Source organism: Aurantibacillus circumpalustris (assembly GCF_029625215.1).
GTDB lineage: Bacteria > Bacteroidota > Bacteroidia > B-17B0 > Aurantibacillaceae > Aurantibacillus > Aurantibacillus circumpalustris.
This window is the reverse complement of sequence record NZ_CP121197.1, coordinates 2,355,434-2,376,742: the sequence shown is the minus strand read 5'-3', so window position 1 is coordinate 2,376,742 and position 21,309 is coordinate 2,355,434. Positions and strand designations below refer to the sequence as shown.

Below are 21,309 nucleotides of genomic sequence, written 5' to 3'. Positions count from 1 at the left end.
TAGCAGTTAAACGTGCTAGTAATGCCAAGAACTTATTCAAACGAGTATTTATTTACTCAATTTGACAGAAAACTATCATACTGTCAAATATTTAACTTTTTTGACAATTGATGAGATATGTGTCAGAATTTGACAGATAATTTCTTTACTGTCAAATTATAGCATTTTTTGACAATTAACAAAACAACTGTCAAATTATCTGTATATTTGACGAATTAAAAAAATCCCATGTCGCAACCACTACCTTTTGACCGCCATAAACCATACAATCATCTACCCTTATTGCCTCCACCCGATGAAAAGGTTATAACTATTGAAATACTTAAAGCATTAAATACTGCTAACAAGGCTTTGGCAGAACTCAAAGGCTTGGCAAAAAAACTACCAAATCAATCTATGCTGGTAAACACAATAGCCATTCGGGAAGCAAAAGCCAGTACTGCCATCGAGAATATTTTCACTACAGATGATAAACTATACAAAGCTCTGGCAGGAAACGAAATTGGCATGGAACCCACAACTAAAGAAGTGTTGCGCTACCGACAGGCTCTTTGGGAAGGTTTTAAAACAGTAAAAAATAAAAAGACTGTTTCCGTTGAAATGATGATAAAACTTTATCGAGAAATCAAACAACTAAAGGATGGTATTCGTCCACCTCAAACAGAAACTGTTATTATGAAACGCGGCACTGCTCCGTTAAAAGCAAACATTGTTTATACACCGCCACGGGGGCAAAAATTAATTGAACAAAAACTAAAAAACCTAGTAGAGTTCATTAATAATGACGAGAAATACAATTATGACCCGCTTTTAAAAATGGCCATAGCGCATTATCAGTTCGAGGCTATACACCCTTTTCGTGATGGGAATGGAAGAACTGGTAGGATTCTCAATGTTCTTTTAATGGTTCAAAAAGAGCTCCTCGATTTTCCAATTCTTTATTTGAGTTCATCTATTATCAATAGTAAAGAAGATTATTATGCCAATTTAAACAAAGTCACCAGTCAACGAAACTGGAATCATTGGGTTTTGTACATGCTAAATGCCACTGAAGAAACCGCCCTCTACACCATAAAAAAAATAAATGAGATTGACCGTTTATTTGACAGAACTCTTGTACTTGTGAGGAAAAAACACCCCTCCATGAAAAAAGAAGTGATTGAAAAAATATTTGAACAACCCTATATTAGTCCAAGAGCTCTCATTAACAAAGAAACGAAAAGTGTAAACACAGCGAAAAAGTATTTGCAACAGCTTGAAAAACTCAAAATTGTAGTTCCAGAAAAAGTTGGAAAAGAAATCATTTATTTGAATGTAGATCTCTTTAACCTTTTAGCGGAGTTTTAACTACAACCCAATTTTTTCATTCACAATTCGCAATATCTCCGCCTCTCTCACGGTGGTTTTTTGCTCAATTAATTTTCCTTTTGCAACAATATCGTTGACGAATTTTTTATCATCGTAACCGGCAGCATTTATTCTCACATTCATAAAAGCACCCATCACAGCGCTTCTTGCACAAAGAGCACCAACACCAGCATCGGTAACGGAATTCGGATTACCTTCTTGGGCCATCGCTTTAATAACTTCCATACTTTCAAAACTTAATTCCATCACCTTAAACGGAATTTCAATGGCAAATTTTGTTGCATCTTGAATAGTTTGAGTTCTTAGTTTCTTTTCCTCTTCCGTTGATTTTGGTAAACCAAATGCTGTCATAATTTTATTAAAAGCAGCAGTATCCGCATCTACCAATTTCATTAGCTGATCTTTAATGACTTGTCCCTTTTCAGCCCAATTACTAAACTCCTCCCAACGATCGTCCCAACCCTTTTTATGTGAACTTAAATTAGCAACCATGGTCGCCAGAGAAATACCCAGACTTCCAACATAAGCTGAAATAGAACCACCTCCAGGCGCAGGACTTTCACTTGCTGTTTCATCTGCAAAAGCAACTAAGTCCATTGCAACGAGTTTAGAGTCTTCTGGTTTTTTTAATAGGTATTCAATAATTCTTTCTTCAGGTTTAAACGGCGCTAATTCATCCAAGCCCATAGATTTTACCGCGATTTTAATCAACTCCTTTTCGCTCACACCAATTGAACGTTTTTGTTTTTGGAGAAAATACTTACCAGCATCCAACATTGCTTTTAATGGAACTAAGCCCACCAATTCAGATCCGGTAACGCGAATACCTCTCTCAATAGCTTTATTGCAAACTTCGTCAAATGCAATGTGTACGGGGGTTACATTGATGTTAGTTAAGTTCATTGATATCTGCGCAACACCGTATTCTTCAATATACCAGCCAATAGCCTTTACTGACTTTAAACTTCCGGGAATAAATTTTGGTTTACCGTCGGCAGCATTTACTATTTTTCCAGTTATCGGATTACCTTCACGCATAACCCTTCCTGCTTCACGCACATCAAAAGCTATAGAATTAGCCCTACGAGTTGATGTTGTATTTAAATTTACATTATAGGCAACCAAAAAATCACGGGCTCCAATAACAGTAGCGCCGCGCTTTGCATCAAACTCCTGAGGACCAAAATCGGGTTTCCATTCCGGTAACTTTATCTTTTTGAAAAAACCTTCGTACTCTCCATTTCTAATAACAGAAAGATTACTCCGTTTTTTGTCCGATTGTGCTTCTTCATACAAATAAATAGGAATTGCAAGATTTTCTCCAACACGCTTTGCAAGTAGCTGAGCATATTTTGCTGTCTCCTCCATTGTAATATTACTAATCGGAATTAAAGGACAAACGTCTGTAGCCCCCATTCGAGGGTGCTCGCCTTTATGTTTAGCCATGTCGATTAATTCTCCAGCTTTCCTTATTGCCCTAAACGCAGCTTCAATAACAGCGTTTGGATTTCCAACAAAGGTTACAACAGTTCTATTGGTAGCTTTACCTGGATCAACATTTAAAAGTTTAACGCCTTCAACACTTTCCACTTCATCAGTAATTTGGTTGATAATATGCATATCAACACCCTCACTAAAATTCGGCACACATTCAATTAATTGTTCCATATTTATAATTTGATTTTAAAGTAAAATTCAATTTTTAAAGCTACTCATATTTGCAAAAAAGACAAAACACTTCATGCAATTACTATTTTTGATATTCCTATAATTTGTCCGATCTCGAAAATTGTCTATTTTTACCTCCAAAATTTAAATCCCAATGTAAGCTCCCCCAAAATTAGGACTATTTGTTAGTAGAAAAAAAACTAATAAATTAACCTAAGCAAAATGAAGAAAAAACGATTCACCCCCGAACAAATTGCTGCTATCCTCAAAGAGTTTGATACCGGCAAACCATTAGAAGAAATTGTAAGAACACATGGCGTTAGCAAAGCTGCGTTTTATAAATGGCGACAGCGTTATGGAGGCATGAGCTCTGATGAGTTAAGAAAGATGAAATCCCTGGAAGAAGAAAACAGGCGCTTAAAGCATATGTATGCTGAACTTGCGCTCGATTTAAAGTTGGCAAAGGAGATCATTGAAAAAAAGCTCTAAAGCCTTGCGTTAAAAAACAAATAGCAACTGAAATATGCAGCAGTGGTAATTACCGCATCAGCAGGGCGTGCAGGATCCTTAACTTGGGAAAATCAAGCATCTATTATAAAACCAAGAAAGACGATAAAAAAGTTATGGATGAATTACGCTTAAAGGCCGATGAACATCCACGAGAGGGTTTTTGGAAGGCATACGGACGAATTAGATTAGAAGGAAATATTTGGAATCATAAACGTGTACATAGAATTTATAAAGCGATGAAATTAAACCTAAGAAGAAAAGGCAAGAGACGTTTGCCTGCTAGAACTAAAGAAACACTTGTAGTTCCTGCATACATCAATCACACCTGGTCTATTGATTTTATGCATGATGCCCTTATAAATGGAAGAAAGTTTAAAACCTTTAATGTGATAGATGATTACAATCGTGAAGTTTTACATATTGAAATTGATCATTCATTAAAAAGCAATGCTGTTGTTTGGGTATTAAACAGACTTATTAACCAAAGAACAAAGCCTTGCACAATAAGAATGGATAATGGTCCGGAGTTTATTGCCGGATTAACTAAAGAGTGGAGTGAGATGCATCACATCGATTTTCATTATATACAACCAGGCAAACCAACTCAGAATGCATATATTGAACGCTTTAACGGAACATACCGACGACATGTACTAGATGCATATTTGTTTGAAGATCTTAATGAAGTTAGAGAGGTGACAGATATTTTTATTCATGACTACAACAACAAACGACCTCATGATAGCCTAGGAGGATTATCCCCAATTCTATTCAAACTAAAGAATGTTGATTTATTGAAAACTCGAAAAGAGTTTCCAACAAGTCAACATTCTCATACATATAATAATGAACTTTTAATTAAAAATTCTACTTTTGAGTAGTCCAATTTTGGGGAGCTTACACCAATATCATGAAAAAATTATTCAGCCTTTTGTTTATTAGTTTAATTTTTGTAGGCCTAAGTTCTTGTGTAAAAACGCAACACAGTATTCGTATTACTAATAATTTTTCGCAAGCGGCAAACGTTATAGTAGGTGCCGCCAATTTTGGACTCGTTAGCCCTGGCAAAACAACAAGCTACCAAAACATTCCAGAAGGATCGAGTAAATTAGGTGGAGATTTAATTGGAACTGTTAGTGTTACAGGCAAGGGAACTGTTAAATGGACATTGACCATAACTCCTTCGGGAACAACAGATATAAAACAGGATTAATAATACCTTATTTAATGCGCTATAAGTGCATTCTCGCCATTGGCGTAATTGATAAATCCGAAAAATCCTTTTTCAAAAATTTATAATAAGCCGTAATTCCTATCATTGCGGCATTGTCTGTGCAATATTCAAATTTTGGAATAAAGGTTTTTATATTTAATTCCCCTTCTAATTCCTTAACCTGCACTCTCAAACTTGAATTAGCCGATACTCCACCGGCAATTGCCAATTGTTTTATGCCAGTTTCTTTCAAGACCACTTTTACGTTTTTTAAAAGAACTTGAATGAGATGATGCTGATAGGAGGCACAAATATCGGCAAGATTTTCTGTCACAAAATTTGGATTTTTTTGAGTATTATTTTGGATAAAATACAAAAATGACGTTTTAATACCACTAAAACTATAATCATATCCCGGTACTTTTGTCTGCGCAAAACTAAACTTTGTTTTATCCCCTTCCTTTGCCAATTTATCAATCAAAGGTCCTCCCGGATAGGGTAATCCTAATATTTTCGCTGCTTTATCAAAGGCTTCGCCAACTGCGTCGTCAATGGTTTCGCCCAACACTTTAAAACTCAAATAATCACAAACTTTAACCAATTGTGTGTGCCCGCCACTTACAGTTAAACACAAAAACGGAAACGATGGCTGTTCGGGCTCATTGTGAGTCTTTTGTTCGTTTACCTCTTTAATAAAATGAGCTAAAATATGCCCCTGCATGTGATTTACCTCAATTAGCGGAATATTTAGAGCAAGTGATAAAGATTTAGCAAACGAAAGCCCGACCAATAAACTGCCCATTAATCCTGGTCCACGTGTGATAGCTACAGCATTTAAATCCTTTAAACTTATGTTTGCCTTTTTTAAGGCGGCATCAACTACCGGGACAATGTTTTTTTGATGATCGCGGCTGGCTAACTCAGGTACAACCCCGCCATATTGCTCATGAATTTTTTGATTTGCGGTAACATTTGAAAGAACATATTCATTACTTAAAACAGCACAAGACGTATCGTCGCAGCTGCTTTCAATTGCTAATATATAAGTGTTTAAATTTTGCATTTTTTAGCCCGTTCTAGCTCAATTTTTCTGTTATCTTTATGCGTAGCGTATGTTTCGCAAAGTTAAAAGAATATTCTTTAGATCGTTAGGAGCCCTACTGCTATTTGTAATTTTAGCCGTTATTGCTTTCTTCTTTGGTATTCAGAGTTTCGCATTTCAAACCTGGTTGGGAAGAAAAGCATCTGGTTATCTTAGCTCTGAATTAGGAACTAAGGTTTATATCCACAAAATTAATCTTAAATTTTTCTCTAAAGCCAATCTTGAAGGTATACTTATACTTGACAAGTATAATGACACTATACTTCAGGGAAACATTTTAGTTGACTTAAAAAAATTAGATTATAAAAACAAAGCTTTAAGTTTTGATAAAATCACTTTAAAAAATGTAACCTCTAAATTAATAAAGTACAGTGGCGATTCAACCTATAATTACAGCCACCTTATTGATTATTTTGATTCTGGCACAACAGATACTACGTCAAAATCTGAGTGGAAAATTACATTAGGAGATATTTATCTTGAAAATGTTGCATTTGTTTACCGTGTCGAAAAATTCGTCACCAAAATAACCAACAACATTAATTTCGACGATGTTTGGTTAAAGCACACTTTTGCCAAAGTTTCACATCTCAAATTAGACAAGGACACAATTATACTTCAACTCGACAATTTTAGCGCAATTGAAAAAAGCGGCTTCGAAGTTTCGAAACTAAATACAAAAGCACGAATAAGTGATCACAGACTTCTGTGCGAAGACATTCACTTAAAAACGCCACGTACTTTTGTTAAAGGAAAAATAGACTTTACTTACAACAGTTGGGACGACTATACGGATTTTATTGACAAAGTAAAACTCGATTGTTATCTTCTGGATAGCACATATGTTAGTTTTACAGACATTGCTGCTTTTACGAGCGAATTAAATGGCTTAAATGAAACTGTAAAAATTTCGGGTAATGTAACAGGTTATGTAAGCGACATGACTCTTAAAAACCTAAATTTTTCCTACCGAAATCATAGCCATTTTAAAGGGAATATAAGTTTAACTGGTTTACCTAATATCAATTCCACTTTTATTCATTTCGATTCGAAAGAATTTTCATCAAACTATTATGATTTAATTCATATCCCTAACTACCCTTTCATTGACGGCAAAAAAATTGAACTTCCTGAAGAGATCAAACGACTTGGAACGGTATCCTACAGAGGGAAATTCGATGGATTTATTGGTGACTTTACAACTTATGGAAATTTCACCAACGATTTGGGTAAAGCTAAAACTGAATTAAGTGTGAAACTTGGTACTAACAACAAAGATATTACTTACACCGGTAAAATCTCAACAGAAAATTTCAATCTCGGAACTTTATTGGGTCAAAATGATTTTAATAGCCTTACGATGAATTTAGAGGTAAAGGGGCGAGGTATTAATGTAAAAGAGCTTAAAGCAACGCTAGTTGGAGAAGTAAACAGTATTACCTATAACAACTACAATTATAATAACATCAAATTAAACGGCAATATTTCGGAAGCTTTATTTAATGGTCTTTTTACAAGTAAAGATCCCAATGCTGATTTTGATTTCAACGGTACAATTGATTTTAAAAATAAATTTCCGGAAATGGATTTTATTTCAACCATCAATGCACTCAATCTTCATGCCCTGCATTTTACAAATCAAAAAGATTCGGGTATTTTATCTTCGCAGATTTTTTTGAAAGTAAACGGAGATAATATAGATAACTTAAGCGGGCAAATAAACTTTGACAATACAATTTACAAAACAAAAACCCGAACCTTTAAACTAAGCACGTTTAACATTCAAATGGAACAAAACAGTGCTGATAAAAAAATTAGGCTTAGTGCCGAGTACCTCAATGCCGCCATTTACGGAAGGTATAACGTTAGTAATTTACAACATGCCTTTGAATCTTTTCTTAATACCTATTACCCTGGTTATTTCAAAAAGACAATTTTAGATAAAAAATATAAGGATGAACTAACTTTTCAAATTAAAATAAAGAAGTTTAAAACGATTAACGAATTATTTCTTCCCGATGTGATGGTAGCTAGCGGAACAATTTTTGACGGTAATTTTAATGCTGCAGAAAACAAATTAAATCTTCAAGTTAAGTCTCCGAAATTTAATTATAAGGATCTATTTATGACTGATCTTGTTTTAATCTTAAATGAAAACCAAAAGACAGTTCTTGCAGAATTGTCAGGAAAGTCGTTTCATATAGCTGATAGTCTAACCGCTGAAAATTTCAATTGCGTTGTTAAATCGTTTGACAAAGAATTTAAATATGCCGTCGATTGGGATAATCTTAAAGCACCTTCGAATAAAGGCAAAATAACTGGTCAAATTAATATAGAAGACTCTTTCTTTAAAATAAACAATGAGGAGCTTTCAGTTACATTGAATGATAGCACTTGGAATTTAATTTCATCTAATAAAATCACAATCGATACTACAGGGGCCATTTTTATAGCTCCGATGTCTATAGTAAATAAACTTCAAAGTATAAATATAGCTGGGGCTTTGTCAACACACAATGGGGACAGTCTTGTGATTGCTACTGAAAATGTAGTTCTTGAACAATTTAATAGATTACTTCAAGAATTTAGCTTAAAACTAGAAGGTAGACTCAATGGTAATATAACACTTTCTAATGTGAACAATAATTTTGCATTTAATGGAGATGTAAATTTAACTCAATTAAAAATTAATAATAATAGTGTTGGGCAATTACAAGTGAATACGGTTTATTTTACAAAGGAAAAAATAATTCGCTTATCTGGTTACACATCGCTTGGTATTACCAATGAAAGCGGCGAGTTGTCGAAAAACATTTCCTTCAAAGGTTTCTATTATCCTGAAAAGAAAACAGAATCTATAGATATTGATTTTGCCGCCAAACCAGCTAATTTACGGTTATTAAATCCTTTTCTAGAAGGTATTCTTGAAATTAAAGATGGATTTGTAAATGGAGCTGGCAAGGTGCACGGAACTCCAAACAAAATAAAAATTGACGGAAAGTTTAGATTATTTAGAAGCGAAGTAAAAGTGGATTATACCAATGTGACTTACAACATTACCGGAGACATAGAAGTAATGCCTGATCAGATAAGGTTTTCAGAAATGGCTATTCGTGAAAAAGGAACAAAGTTTGCTCAAGGTTATCTTAATGGAAATCTATTTCATACGAATTTTAATAAAATGCAAATAGATTATGATATCACTTATAAAAACATGCTCATTCTCAATACTACCGAAAAGGAAAATAAAACATTTTACGGAAAGGTATACGGCACTGGAACACTCGGTATTTATGGGTTTATAAACAAACTCAATATGAATATTGAAAATACAACTAACAGAAACACAAAGTTCTATTTACCACTTGATGGTCCTGCCGAAATTGGTGAAAGTGATTTTATTCAATTCGTAAAAAGAGACACCACAACGGTTAAAAAAGAAACCGGACTAACCGGTTTTAACCTCGAAATGCTGATTCATGCCACTCCTGATGCACAAGCGCAAATAATCATCGATAAAGCTGCGGGAGATGTTTTAAATGTTCAAGGGCAAGGTGATTTAAAAATTAAAGTAAATACTCTTGGTAAATTTGAAATGACAGGTGACTATGTTTTTACGGATGGAGATTATTTATTCACACTTGAAAATGTTATCAATAAAAAATTTGATATTGAAGCGGGAAGTAGCATTTCATGGAGTGGTAATCCTTTAGGCGCAGAAATAGATGTAACAGCCAGTTACAAACAGCGGGCTTCAATAGCACCCTTGTTAAATGACTCAGCAAAAACCCGAACACCAGTAGATTGTAAACTTATTATTACTGGAAAACTTTTTTCTCCTAACATTAATTTTGAAATTGATTTTCCTAATATTTCTTCCGAAGAAAGAAGTAAGATTAACAGTGTGCTTAGTGATGAGGCAGAACTTAATAGGCAGGTTTTTTCCTTTCTTTTATTTAGAACCTTTACAAAACCACTAATATACAATACTAACGGCGGCGGGGTTACTGCAGGTGGTGCTGCTGCCTCAACCGGAAGTGAATTGTTAAGCAACCGTGTGAGTGAGTTTTTAAATACTCATTTCGGTACACTAACTGGGATAAGAGACTTGCAGCTTGGGGTAAATTATCGACCGGGAACTCAAACCAGTTCCGAAACAGTTGATTTAGCGCTTAGTAAACAATTTTTAGATAACAAAGTAAGTGTTGATGGTAATTTTGGTGTAAACAATAACGCAACCAATCATAATTCTAACGGTTTAATTGGAGATGTGAATATTGATTACAAATTATCCGCCGACGGAAGATTCAGATTAAAAGGCTTTAACAAAAGCAATGATAATACTCAAAGTACACTTTCTGGTGGAAATTATACGCAAGGCGTCGGATTATTTTATAGGTTGGAGTTTGAAACGCTCGGATCTTTATACCGGAACTACCTTTCTAAATTAAAACGAAAAGAAGACGCTAAAAAAAACTAATTATTAAATCTTAATTGCGCTTTGTTCCTCGGTTTCTTGTTCTTCAGTAGATAAGACTTTAGAAATTTGAAACACTCCTTTGTAGATCACATAAAGAGAAATGATCATTATTACATGTGCCATGTCTTTGTGATTAAACCAGTCGTGCAAAGAAATTCGTAATGAGTGAACAATGAGGGGCAAAAAAGAAATAAGAATTCCCAGAACTACTAATTCACTCCCTTTATCTTTATTGCGCCTGTAAACTAAATAATGCACTATGAGTGCGTACAACAAAACAATTCCAGCGTGAATTTTTATTATTAAAAAACTACCCTGTACACCGCAATAAATTAAAAGTAGCAATATCCATACCATTACAAAATAAACATACTTATTCGACGATCTAACATCCAAGTTAAAAATAGTGTATGCCGATTTAAAACAAAAATAAATGGATAGAATACTAAAAGCATTCATAACAAAGAGAATTGTTTCAAAAAAACCATCTCCCATTTGTTTTTGAACGGTATGACCAATGCCACCAAAAAAGCTACTAATTCCAAGTAAAAGCATAAACAAAGCCATTTGTTTAGAATAAGGGAGTTTGAATTTCGTTAAGCGCCCATAATAAATAGCACACAAAACAAAAAAAAGAGTGTTCATTAAAAGCACAAGTGGCTCAAAAAATTTGAAGCCAAACAGAAAAATATATGTAGTACCAAACTCCATAAGGACGGCCAAAAATAGGGGTTTTTTGCATTAAATTCAAATGCAATTATTTTGTGATGTGCTAGGTAAGATCCTCATCACCTTCTTTTTTGAAAATACCAGTAATTTTTCCTGTAAACTGTTTTACCTGTACATAGCGTTGATCGATGGATGTAGAAGTTATGTCAGTTATCCTTCCTTCGTGCAAAGTTTTAGAAATATCAGGGTAAATTATTATAAAACTTGTAAACTCATTAGACTTATTTAATTTCTTTGGCATTTCATCTACTAAATAGTCGTAGCTCAACGTTTGTTTACGGGCACTCAAAAATACAAACAGATCATCTTCCTTAGTAGTATTCAACTCATTTATATCGTCAAAGTTTTCTAGTTTATTGTATTTATAAAACACTTTCTTTTTATCCCCAATTATTTCTGAAAAAATTTGAATGGTGTTTGCACTTCCATAAATCATAGCGCTGCTTCCTAGCTGTTTTATAAGCGCATTGATTTTAAACACGGAACGCGTAAATCCATTTTCAAGTTCGGCATTTGGTGATAATATTACTATGATTCTTTCAAAAGTATTTAGAGGCTGTAAAATTTTTGAAATCAAAATAGACTGTTTTGACTTTACTAATAAACTCGCGGCCACGTTTCCGAATAGATTCGAAGATCCTTGTTGAGCTTTGTAACTAATTAATATATCTGAAATATTATATGCCCTTGACGTTCGAACTATACCATCAACGATACTTAAGTCAACTTTTTTTAATATCTCAACTTTTTTATCTCCGCTAGCAATTTGTTCAGCAACACCTTCAATTACCTTTCTAACAATATTTAATTTTTCGTCCGCATCTGCGTCGTCTTCAACAATAGACAAGGGGTATAAGGGTTCTGTCGATTTTTGATCTTTAACTAAAAGCGCAAGATCTATTAATCTTTGGATATTGTCTGGATTACTCACAGGTATTAAAATTCTTTCTACCTTGTCTGAGTTTTTCAGTATCACTTCTTTTTCCTCAATAGCAATATTACGTGCGGCTCTTTCTGTTATAAATGAGCTTACCAGACAAGAAACCAGAATTAATATAATTGTTCCGTTTACTACATTCTGATCAAATAGTTTAATATCGAAGCCTACTTTAATAATAGCAAGGGTTGCCGCTGCATGAGACACACTTAAACCAAATATAAGATTACGTTCGTGTTTTGTGTATTTGTATACTTTAGAGGTAAGCCATGCGGCTGCATATTTTGTAAAAAGACCCACCGCAGATAAAATCCCTGCGAATATTAAAGCTTCTGAACCTTTAAAAAACAATTTCAGATCAACCAACATTCCGGCGCTTATAAGAAAAAAGGGAATGAATAAGGTATTACCTATAAATACAACACGATTCATTAAGATACTTGTGTGTGGAATTATTTTATTCAAACCTAATCCCGCCAAAAACGCACCAATAATAGGTTCTACACCAGCCAACTCACTTAAAAATCCGGAAATAAAAACAACTGCTAACACATAAATATAATGCGAACTTGCCTGAGCTTCAATATTTCGAAAAAACCAGCGACTTATTCTCGGTAATAAATAAAGTGTTGCGAACAGCAGTAAGCCAAGGGATATAGTAATTTTTAACCAAAAACCATTATCGATTTCTCCTGTTACAATGTTGGTAATTATCCCTAGTAGAATTAAAACTGCTGAATCTGTAATAATAGTGCCGCCGAAAGTTACTTGCACGGCGCGATTTTTAATAATTCCCATATTGCTTACAATTGGGTAACTCAAAAGTGTATGTGTACTAAACATGCTTGCCAGCAATAAGGACGACCATACTGGAAAATGAAAGACATACACACAAACCAAATAACCAATTGAAATTGGTATTAAAAATGTAAAAGCACCAAACACTAAACTCTTACTTCGGTTATTACTAAACTCCTGCATATCAATCTCAAGTCCTGCCAAGAACATAATATACAAAAGACCCGTTTTAGATAATAACTCAAAACTATTCGTGGACTCGATAATGTGAAAAAAATTCGGTCCTATTAAAACGCCTGAAATGATAAGACCAATAATACCCGGTATTCGAAAGCGTTTGAATAATAGAGGTGAAAAAAGAATTATGAGAAGAGTAAGCGCTAAAATCAGAACCGGATTCTTTAGTGGCAAATACACATTCAGAAACTGATTGAGCGAAAATAAATAATGTTGAATGGATTCCATTAGGTTTTAATCTTCATCGCTTGTATCTAGCAAATACCGACTACGAGTTCCTTTGTAAGCAAAAATACTGTAGAAAGATGGCGCCCTTAAATTAAACCTCAAGCCTGCTGATATGCATACATCTTGAATATTGATTTGATTAGTCCCCTTGGTTAAACCTATTCGCATTTTATAATCCAGAAAAATACTGCCAGGTTTAAAATAATACTCATACCCCGTTCCTACGTTGATCCCTATCCAACTAGCTACTACCCGTTCGTTTTTTTCATAAAGCTTTCCAAGATTTAAGTAATCGTTTATACCAGTATATGTTCCGGCAAACGTATTGTAACTAACACCAAGCATTGGGTAAAAATAAGCTTTCTTACTCCTGAAACGTGCTAAGGCTTGCGCATTCAACTCAATTGTATTCGCATTAATGTTATACCAGGTAGGCGCTATATCAATTTTTGCATAGCGCGTATATTCAAGACAAATCCTTAATAATTTAGAACCGCCGTATACTAGAGACGTATTAAATCCAGTTGCGTCATTATCAGGTTTTACATTTCGTGCTAAATAAACAACGCTGCGCGTAACGCCAAATCCAAAACCAAGATTGGTTTTCTTCGCGTGTCTTTTTTCAACCGGCTTCAAGCTTTTTTTGGGAGTATTCCAATTCTGAGAAAATGAAAAATGCCACGAAAAAAACAAAATTATCAGGTATAAAATAAATCTTGACATCGCTACAAATTTAGTTTAAATTAAGCTTCAATGTTAGGTGCGCCCAAAATATGTTAAGAGTTTTCACCTCACCAAAACTATGATTATTTTTAACCTAATCAAATTGTTAAAATTACCATCTAAACAATAATCAGTGCCAGATATGAAAAAAAGAATTAAAACGATAATCGCACTGTGTTTAGTTACAGCATTAGGAATAGCACAAACCAAATCAGTTGCTAAATCTCCCCCTACTCTTATCCAATTCTCGGGTATGGTGCTAGATCAGGATAGTTTAACACCCATTCCATTTGTTTCCATCGTTATTAAAGGCACAGAACGCGGCACGGTGAGTCTTGTAAACGGTTTTTTTAGTCTGATTATTAAATCTGGTGATGAAATTCAATTTTCTTCAATAACACACAAAAGCAGATCTTATAAAATTTCTGACACTCTAAAGCAAAAATATTATTACGCCATTCAAGTGCTCACAAAAGATACATTCGAATTACCTACTGTTGAAATATACTCATGGCCGACACGTGATGAATTCAAAAGAGCCTTTCTTGCTTTAGATTTAAATGATACGGACGGAGATCGCGCCGACAAAAATTTAACACGTGAGGAACTTTCTTATCTCGAAAGAACACAAACTGCCAGTGCTTCTGAAAATTACAAATACGTTATGCAAGCCTATTACACAAAGGTTTATACTAGTGGCCAGCAGCCTATGAATAATTTATTGAATCCTATAAAGTGGGCGGAGTTTATTAATTCGTGGCGAAGTGGAAAATTGAGCGCCAATCCGAAGAAAAAGACAAACTAGTGATGAGGATTTTTCTTTTTTAGTTTTTTCTTTTGTTTTCTAACCGCCCTGTTTATTTTTCTATCATCTTTTTTACTACTCCTTGCTATTTTTGCACTCGGCTTATTTTTAGCTTTCTTATCTAAATACGGATTGTACGACTGTCTGTTGCTCCGCCACTTACGCCAAACGCGTTTGCGGTCTTTTTTAAACATATCATCCTGAGCGTACGTTTGGTAGGCTGTAAGTGTAAATAAAACGATGAGTACTTTATAAATAAATTTCATTTCGTAAAATTGGTTCCGGTTTTTTTAATGTCAGTTGTATAATGTTTTGTTTTTAAAAAAGTTACAACATTAATCCAATGAAGTTTTAATCAAAACTTCTCTGTACTTCTCAAGAATTGTAGATTTTGAAATAAAACCTCTGTAAATACCATTCATCACTACAGGTATATTCCAAAGATGCGATTCATCAAATAATTTCATCGCGGAACGAATGTCATCTTTTTCGGTGATTATATAAGAAGGTCTACGCATCAATTCCTTTACCGTTATTTTATCGTAAAGAGCTTGTTTAAACATTACCTCACGTATATCATCAACAGTTATCAACCCCTTTAATCCCCCATTCTTATCCAATACAGGAAAAATATTTCTTTTTGATACAGCAATAAATTCTACCAATCCCCTCAAAGTGGCATCGTGCTTTACCTCTGAAAAATCACTTTCGACAAATTCGCTAAGATCGATATTGCTTAGTAAATAGGAATCCATATTTGTTGTGACAATTTTTTCTTTTTCCACTAATTTCATCATGTCAATACTCATCGGCATAAAATAAATTGAAACAGCATAACTCAATGCGGAAACCATCATCAACGGAATAATGAGTTCATAACCGCCAGTAACCTCAGCAATAATAAATATACCTGTTAAGGGTGCATGAAATACACCACTTAAAATTCCAGCCATTGCAACAAGTGTAAAATTACTTACAGGTAGTGGAATTCCTAAATCAGTAATGAGAGAAGAAAATAGAAAACCAACAAAAGCCCCCATAAATAAAGAAGGCGCAAAATTTCCACCATTACCTCCACTTCCCACCGTAAATGCTGTGGCAATAGGCTTTAAAAGAACTACACAGATTAATGATAAATATAGAATTGGTTTTGTAAACTTTATAAAGGATAAACCTGAATTTCTAAAAACAGATTCTGCATTAAAATTCGCAAGCAGTTTAATACTGTTATAGCCCTCACCAAATAGAGGTGGAATTAACCAAATCAAAACAAAAAGTCCAACACCACCAACCAACACTCTCAGTATTTTTCTATTCTCAAACTTCTTAAAATAATTTTCAGTTCTAATGAAAGTTTTAGCGTAATAATAAGAACTGAGTCCACAAACAATCCCTAACAAAAGATAAAACGGAACATTGATATAGTCAAAAGGTTCTCTTAATCTAAAATTCAGCAACACGTCTTCTTGCAAAATTACTTTAGAGCATAAGGCGCCCGATGCAGCTGAAATTAAAATGGGTATAAATGCTGTAATGTTAGCCTCAACAACTAATACTTCTAAAGCAAATAAAACCCCGGCAATGGGTGTATTAAATGCTCCGGCAATACCAGCTGCAGCGCCACAAGCTAATAAAAGAGTTCGTTCTTTATAACTGAGTTTATAAATTCTTCCAAAATTAGATCCAATAGCAGCACCGGTGGTCACAATAGGTGACTCTAATCCTGATGATCCTCCAAAACCTACTGTAAGAGCACTGGTAATAACATGACTGTAAGTTTGATCTTTAGGTAGAATGCTGGATTTTTTAGCTATGGCATGCAGAATATTCGCAATCCCTTTTCCCAATTTATTTCCATTTAGGTAATGAATATAAAGGGCACACAGCGCTATTCCTACTATTGGAAACATGGCAATAAAAATTTGCTGGTTATTAGAAATAGCAGAAATATTCTTTAAAAGGAAATGAACGAATAATTTGAGAAGCACTGCGGCCAAACCAGCTGTAAGTCCAATTAATATCGCACTAAAAATTAAAAATTGCTTCGGATTCAGCTTATGTTGAATCCAAATAATAGGTTTATTTCCGCCAAATAAAAGTGAAAAAATAAATTTCATACCGTTCAAAAATAATATTTTGCTAGTTGAATACTGTAATTTCTTTTGAACTTCATAACTATAAAACTATAAAAAAACGATTCTTAAACTAGTGCGCTTTTCCTTTTCTAATTGAAATTTGTCCGTTTTTTTCATTTTTAGAGACAATTTCAAAATGCGGAGTTAAGGCTTGTAAAAAATCCCCGAGCGAAGAATGCCCATAGTTTCGTATATCAAATGTTGGATCTACTTTCTTTAAAGCGGCGCCAAGCTGACTTGCCAAAGCTTGCCCAGTCATGTCATCATACACCATTTCGAACGCACTATCAATAAGATCAAGATCAATCGGTTTTTTAGTAACAAGATTTGTTAAACCTAATTTGTTTGGTGTATCTGACTTAACTACTTTATTTACTTCCTGATTTTGCTTTTTATGTCTCGGTTGTTTTTCCTTTTTATTTTCTTTCGATTTTACATTCTTGTACTGTTTCGGTGCAAGAATTTCGGTATAGGTAAAATTATCACAAGCTTTTACAAAGGCCTCGGGTGTATGCGATTTTCCAATTCCCATCACAAACAAACCTTCTTCACGCATCCTATGAGCTATTCCAGTGTAATCACTATCGCTTGATACAATACAAAAACCATCCACTAATTTTGAGTGAAGAATATCCATTGCATCAATAATCAAAGCAGTGTCGGTAGAATTTTTTCCTTTTGTATATGCAAATTTTTGAATGGGACGAATGGCGTAACTATTCAATTTATCTTTCCAGTTATTCATGTGTCCCGTTGTAAAATCGCCATATATACGCTTTACAGTTACACGACCAAATTTAGAAGCTTCGTTCAACACTTGATCAATAAGATTTGCTTCTGCATTATCTCCATCAATTAAAACGGCTATTTTATAATTCTCTGTTATCATTCCTTATTAGTTTCTCTTGTAAAGATAGTAGAATTTTAAGAGCGTGTTTTTAAACAAAAAAGCAACTACTCTATGTGATTATTTACGAAAGGATAATTTCACACCTTTTAATGCCTTATTCAGCACTGGTAGGGATGCCCGCCCTAAGCCATGAAATTTTAAGATCTCTTTTTCACTAAACTCCGAAAGTCTATTCAAACTAGTAATTCCGTTACCTTCGAGCGCTCTTCTTGCAGGCGCAGAAAGTAATGATAGAAATCCACTTTCAGGCTTATGTTCAGCTTCACAAATTGGACATACCGGGCAATCGCTGCTTTTAGAATACTTATGTCCCTTTTTACAAATCCTTAAACTTATTTTTTTTGTTTTCATTTTAAAAGGATTACTTGCTCTTAAAATTCCACCATTTTTCTGATGGCATTGGCTTTTCGAAAACTAAAGGTTCGCCAATTTTTGGCGTTGCCACTTTTAAATTAAGTTCTTCGGCTTTTTTCGTTAATCGATTTATGGGTTCATCCCAATCGTGCATGGCTAAAGTAAATTTTCCCCAATGCACCGGTAATAGTACATTAGATTTAATGTCAATCGCGGCCTGGGCAGTTTCTTCGGGCATCATGTGAATATTCGGCCAGGACTTATTGTATTGTCCGCATTCCAAAATTGAAAGATCGAAGGGGCCAAACTTTTCTCCAATAGTTTTAAAGTGGGTATCGTATCCAGAATCTCCTCCCAGAAACAAATTATACTTTTTAGTTTTTAAAATAAATGCTGACCATAAACTTTGTCCACGTTTTATTCCGCGTCCAGAAAAATGCCTTCCTGGAGTTGCTGTCAAATTTATTTCTTGTTCAGTAAATGTTTCCCACCAATCTAATTCATGAATTATTTTTTGAGAAAATCCCCAATGCTCAAGGTGTGAGCCTACTCCCAAGGAACAAACAATTTTATTTATTTTGAGTTTAAGTTTTACTACTGTTTTATAATCTAAATGATCGTAATGATCATGCGTTAATAAAAGAATATCAATCTTAGGAAAATCTTCTGGCTGATATTCATTAGAACCATCAAAGGCTTTCACCATAAACGATATAGGAGCTGCGTTGCCACTAAAAACAGGGTCTACCAAAATTATTAAGCCATTTATTTTTAATAAATAAGAAGAATGTCCAAACCAAATGAGTGTGGTTTTATCATCTGGTAATTTTTTAAGATCTGTTTTTACAAAGGGTAGTGTTTTTGGAGGCTTTACATTTTTTGATTTATTTAAAAACTCGCGCATGGTCTTAAAAAAGGAAGCATCTTCTGCCATAGCATTTGTTTTTGAAATATTTTGAAAAGACCCATTTTTATAATTAGGAGAATTTTTAATTATTCTAAGTCGTTCACCAGAAGGCAGTTTGCCATATATACTTAAAGACATAAGCTTTTTTTGAAGTAAATTTCTTAATTTTTTTTATATTTGTGTATACAATCATACAATTCACAGCATTAAGTTTATGACAATTTCAGATGTTTCCTTTGATAAGAAAAGCATTTTTATCTCAAGAAACTTAACTCCTATAAGTCCACTTTTAATTAAGCTAAACTCTATGGGTTATGAAGTTTTAAATGAATCACTTATTACTGTAAGTCAAATTCGTTTTACGCATACACCCGTTACTAAGTGGATCTTTTTTTCTAGTAAAAACTCCATTCGTCATTTTTTTGCTCAAAATCCTGAACTTGCGGAGGGTGTTAAATTTGCCGTAATGAGTCCTTCATCTGCTGAGTACTTAGTGGAGTTTGGCAAAACCGCTGATTTTATTGGTGAAGGGGTTGATGTTACTTTGATTGCTAAAAAATTCGCTGATTTTATTAAGGACGACACTGTATTGTTTCCACAAGCAATTGATTCATTGCAAACTATACAAAGACAATTATCCTTCACAAACATCTGTCACAATTTATTTGTTTACAAAACAACCCGCCGTATTGATTTTGAAATTCCACAGTCGGAATTACTTGTATTTACCAGTCCTTCAAACGCTCAAGCCTACTTAGAAAAATACAAACCAGCGGCAGACCAAAAATTTGTTGCCATTGGGAGCACAACTTACAATCAATTAAAAAATTACGGAATAAAAAATATTGGCTTACCAAGTTCATTCGATGAAATTGGATTACTAAACACCATTGTGGAACAACTAGAAGTAAAAGTTCCGTCTTCTAAAATAAATTCAGGGAATTAAATAACCCAGAGGTGGAGCTTATAACTATTGGCTTCGGGATTTTTGCCACCAACTCTCACAAAGAAAATGCTTTCGCGCTAATTCGTGTAATCCGTGGCAGTCTTTTGACTAAAATAAACTCAATTGTATTTGATTTGCCTTGTAATTAAAATCATTACAATTTAATTCAAAATTTTCTAGCGGTTTAATAAATTTTTCTTTTGCCACTCTGTACAACTGAGCAATTGATTCAGCTATTTTACCTTCTCCACGCATACGGACTCCAAATCGACTATCGTTTACATTACCGCCATGACAGTCGCAAATTTGCGACCAAACTTTTTCTGCTCTGTCAGGAAAACTCTTAAATAACCAGTCTTTAAAAATATCACCAACAGCTCCGTTTAATCTCACAATTGTCATTCCCGCAGCTGTAGCGCCTACATTGCCAGCCTGTTCAAGCACAGCAGAAACTTCATGTGAATTTATTCCCGGTATAATTGGAGCTACCATTACGCCGCACGGTATTTTATATTTGGACAAAGTTTCAATAACCCCTATTCTACTTTTGTAGCTTGCAGTTCTCGGTTCTAAGAGTTGTTTTACTTTTTCATCTGTTCCGGTAACAGACACCATTACATGTACGAGATTGTGTTCTGCTAAACGTGACAACACATCTAAATCTCTTTTTATTAACGCATTTTTAGTTATTACCGATACAGGATGTTTGTATTTTAAACAGGTTTTTAAAATGTTTCTAGTTAACTCCAATTCTCTTTCTATGGGTTGATAACAATCTGTATTTCCGGAGAGCATGAGTGGTTTCGCTTTCCACTTTTTTTTACTAAAGGTTTTTTCAAGGACTTCAATGACATTTTTTTTGACCAGAATTTTTCTTTCAAAATCTAAACCAGCACTGTAACCCCAATATTCATGGGTGTTCCTGGCATAACAATAGATACAACCGTGTTCACAACCTTGATAAGGATTTAAAGAATAACCAAAACCCAGATCGTCACTTTCTACTTTATTAATGACTGTTTTTGGCCAGGTGTAAATTATTTCGGTTTTTTCTTTTATTAGAAATCCTTCATCAAGACCTTCTACATGGTCTTGCACGTAGTGCTGTTTATTAAATTTATTGTGCGCGATTATTTGCGCACCTCTGCCCTTAATAAAATTATCTGCTACTAGAGTTTCCATAGATATTGAATTACACGAAGTTACAACCAGTACATAGCAATAGCTTGCTACAAATTATAGTATTATTTTCGACTCTT

General features: G+C 34.2%; 16 protein-coding genes and 1 pseudogene. 6 read left to right on the top strand and 11 right to left on the bottom strand.

The features are described 5' to 3' along the window. Positions 1-228 precede the first annotated feature (228 nt). On the top strand, positions 229-1,347 hold the full coding sequence (locus tag P2086_RS09915; protein ID WP_317896580.1) for a Fic family protein: 1,119 nt from the start codon (positions 229-231) through the stop codon (positions 1,345-1,347). Here P2086_RS09915 and ftcD read toward each other — a convergent pair whose 3' ends face one another. Further along, complete coding sequence (gene ftcD / locus P2086_RS09910; RefSeq protein ID WP_317896579.1) at positions 1,348-3,036, bottom strand: glutamate formimidoyltransferase; 1,689 nt, start codon at positions 3,034-3,036, stop codon at positions 1,348-1,350. 222 nt (positions 3,037-3,258) lie between these two features. On the opposite strand from ftcD, the pseudogene P2086_RS09905 reads away from it, so the two are divergent. Both P2086_RS09905 and P2086_RS09900 read left to right on the top strand, forming a co-directional pair. Beyond that, positions 3,259-4,319: pseudogene (locus P2086_RS09905) on the top strand (IS3 family transposase); the annotation flags it as partial. 137 nt (positions 4,320-4,456) lie between these two features. Beyond that, positions 4,457-4,759 (top strand): hypothetical protein, encoded by a 303-nt coding sequence (locus P2086_RS09900; protein ID WP_317896578.1) that lies wholly within the window; start codon positions 4,457-4,459, stop codon positions 4,757-4,759. Positions 4,760-4,778: 19 nt separating this feature from the next. Here the strand turns inward: P2086_RS09900 and tsaD are convergent, their stop codons facing one another. Further along, positions 4,779-5,822, bottom strand: a complete 1,044-nt coding sequence (tsaD, locus tag P2086_RS09895) for a tRNA (adenosine(37)-N6)-threonylcarbamoyltransferase complex transferase subunit TsaD (protein ID WP_317896577.1) — start codon at positions 5,820-5,822, stop codon at positions 4,779-4,781. A gap of 49 nt (positions 5,823-5,871) precedes the next feature. Here tsaD and P2086_RS09890 point away from each other — a divergent pair, with 49 nt between their 5' ends. Then, on the top strand, positions 5,872-10,341 hold the full coding sequence (locus P2086_RS09890; RefSeq protein ID WP_317896576.1) for a translocation/assembly module TamB domain-containing protein: 4,470 nt from the start codon (positions 5,872-5,874) through the stop codon (positions 10,339-10,341). 3 nt (positions 10,342-10,344) lie between these two features. Here the strand turns inward: P2086_RS09890 and P2086_RS09885 are convergent, their stop codons facing one another. The 3 genes from P2086_RS09885 to P2086_RS09875 all read right to left on the bottom strand — a co-directional run bounded on the left by P2086_RS09885 (position 10,345) and on the right by P2086_RS09875 (position 13,993). Next, a complete protein-coding gene (locus P2086_RS09885; protein ID WP_317896575.1) occupies positions 10,345-10,986 on the bottom strand; it encodes a DUF6962 family protein in 642 nt (213 codons plus the stop codon). Positions 10,987-11,113: 127 nt separating this feature from the next. Continuing rightward, positions 11,114-13,270, bottom strand: a complete 2,157-nt coding sequence (locus P2086_RS09880) for a cation:proton antiporter domain-containing protein (protein ID WP_317896574.1) — start codon at positions 13,268-13,270, stop codon at positions 11,114-11,116. 6 nt (positions 13,271-13,276) lie between these two features. Next, positions 13,277-13,993: a hypothetical protein gene (locus tag P2086_RS09875; protein WP_317896573.1), complete on the bottom strand. Its 717-nt coding sequence runs from the start codon at positions 13,991-13,993 to the stop codon at positions 13,277-13,279. A gap of 142 nt (positions 13,994-14,135) precedes the next feature. Here P2086_RS09875 and P2086_RS09870 point away from each other — a divergent pair, with 142 nt between their 5' ends. Then, complete coding sequence (locus P2086_RS09870; protein ID WP_317896572.1) at positions 14,136-14,798, top strand: carboxypeptidase-like regulatory domain-containing protein; 663 nt, start codon at positions 14,136-14,138, stop codon at positions 14,796-14,798. Here the strand turns inward: P2086_RS09870 and P2086_RS09865 are convergent. The 5 genes from P2086_RS09865 to P2086_RS09845 form a co-directional block, all read right to left on the bottom strand. After that, entirely contained in the window at positions 14,795-15,064 is a 270-nt protein-coding gene (locus tag P2086_RS09865; protein ID WP_317896571.1) for a hypothetical protein, read from the bottom strand. The genes P2086_RS09870 and P2086_RS09865 overlap by 4 nt on opposite strands. Positions 15,065-15,133: 69 nt before the next feature. Next, a complete protein-coding gene (locus P2086_RS09860; protein WP_317896570.1) occupies positions 15,134-16,915 on the bottom strand; it encodes a chloride channel protein in 1,782 nt (593 codons plus the stop codon). 88 nt (positions 16,916-17,003) lie between these two features. After that, positions 17,004-17,822 (bottom strand): NYN domain-containing protein, encoded by an 819-nt coding sequence (locus P2086_RS09855; RefSeq protein WP_317896569.1) that lies wholly within the window; start codon positions 17,820-17,822, stop codon positions 17,004-17,006. Positions 17,823-17,900: 78 nt separating this feature from the next. Beyond that, the gene (locus P2086_RS09850) at positions 17,901-18,194 is read right to left on the bottom strand and encodes an RNA polymerase alpha subunit C-terminal domain-containing protein (protein WP_317896568.1); all 294 of its coding nucleotides are present in this window, start codon (positions 18,192-18,194) and stop codon (positions 17,901-17,903) included. A 10-nt stretch (positions 18,195-18,204) separates the two neighbouring features. Next, entirely contained in the window at positions 18,205-19,242 is a 1,038-nt protein-coding gene (locus tag P2086_RS09845) for an MBL fold metallo-hydrolase (RefSeq protein WP_317896567.1), read from the bottom strand. A 76-nt stretch (positions 19,243-19,318) separates the two neighbouring features. Here P2086_RS09845 and P2086_RS09840 point away from each other — a divergent pair, with 76 nt between their 5' ends. Beyond that, entirely contained in the window at positions 19,319-20,050 is a 732-nt protein-coding gene (locus P2086_RS09840; RefSeq protein WP_317896566.1) for a uroporphyrinogen-III synthase, read from the top strand. A 108-nt stretch (positions 20,051-20,158) separates the two neighbouring features. On the opposite strand, the gene P2086_RS09835 is transcribed toward P2086_RS09840, so the two are convergent. Next, positions 20,159-21,232, bottom strand: coding sequence for a PA0069 family radical SAM protein (locus tag P2086_RS09835; RefSeq protein ID WP_317896565.1), 1,074 nt, complete (start codon positions 21,230-21,232; stop codon positions 20,159-20,161). Positions 21,233-21,309: the final 77 nt, after the last annotated feature.

Coding starts and splice junctions, on each gene's coding strand:
- P2086_RS09915 (WP_317896580.1), top strand. CDS start 229: ATGTCGCAACCACTACCTTTTGACCGCCATAAACCATACAATCATCTA.
- ftcD (WP_317896579.1), bottom strand. CDS start 3,036: ATGGAACAATTAATTGAATGTGTGCCGAATTTTAGTGAGGGTGTTGAT.
- P2086_RS09900 (WP_317896578.1), top strand. CDS start 4,457: ATGAAAAAATTATTCAGCCTTTTGTTTATTAGTTTAATTTTTGTAGGC.
- tsaD (WP_317896577.1), bottom strand. CDS start 5,822: ATGCAAAATTTAAACACTTATATATTAGCAATTGAAAGCAGCTGCGAC.
- P2086_RS09890 (WP_317896576.1), top strand. CDS start 5,872: ATGTTTCGCAAAGTTAAAAGAATATTCTTTAGATCGTTAGGAGCCCTA.
- P2086_RS09885 (WP_317896575.1), bottom strand. CDS start 10,986: ATGAACACTCTTTTTTTTGTTTTGTGTGCTATTTATTATGGGCGCTTA.
- P2086_RS09880 (WP_317896574.1), bottom strand. CDS start 13,270: ATGGAATCCATTCAACATTATTTATTTTCGCTCAATCAGTTTCTGAAT.
- P2086_RS09875 (WP_317896573.1), bottom strand. CDS start 13,993: ATGTCAAGATTTATTTTATACCTGATAATTTTGTTTTTTTCGTGGCAT.
- P2086_RS09870 (WP_317896572.1), top strand. CDS start 14,136: ATGAAAAAAAGAATTAAAACGATAATCGCACTGTGTTTAGTTACAGCA.
- P2086_RS09865 (WP_317896571.1), bottom strand. CDS start 15,064: ATGAAATTTATTTATAAAGTACTCATCGTTTTATTTACACTTACAGCC.
- P2086_RS09860 (WP_317896570.1), bottom strand. CDS start 16,915: ATGAAATTTATTTTTTCACTTTTATTTGGCGGAAATAAACCTATTATT.
- P2086_RS09855 (WP_317896569.1), bottom strand. CDS start 17,822: ATGATAACAGAGAATTATAAAATAGCCGTTTTAATTGATGGAGATAAT.
- P2086_RS09850 (WP_317896568.1), bottom strand. CDS start 18,194: ATGAAAACAAAAAAAATAAGTTTAAGGATTTGTAAAAAGGGACATAAG.
- P2086_RS09845 (WP_317896567.1), bottom strand. CDS start 19,242: ATGTCTTTAAGTATATATGGCAAACTGCCTTCTGGTGAACGACTTAGA.
- P2086_RS09840 (WP_317896566.1), top strand. CDS start 19,319: ATGACAATTTCAGATGTTTCCTTTGATAAGAAAAGCATTTTTATCTCA.
- P2086_RS09835 (WP_317896565.1), bottom strand. CDS start 21,232: ATGGAAACTCTAGTAGCAGATAATTTTATTAAGGGCAGAGGTGCGCAA.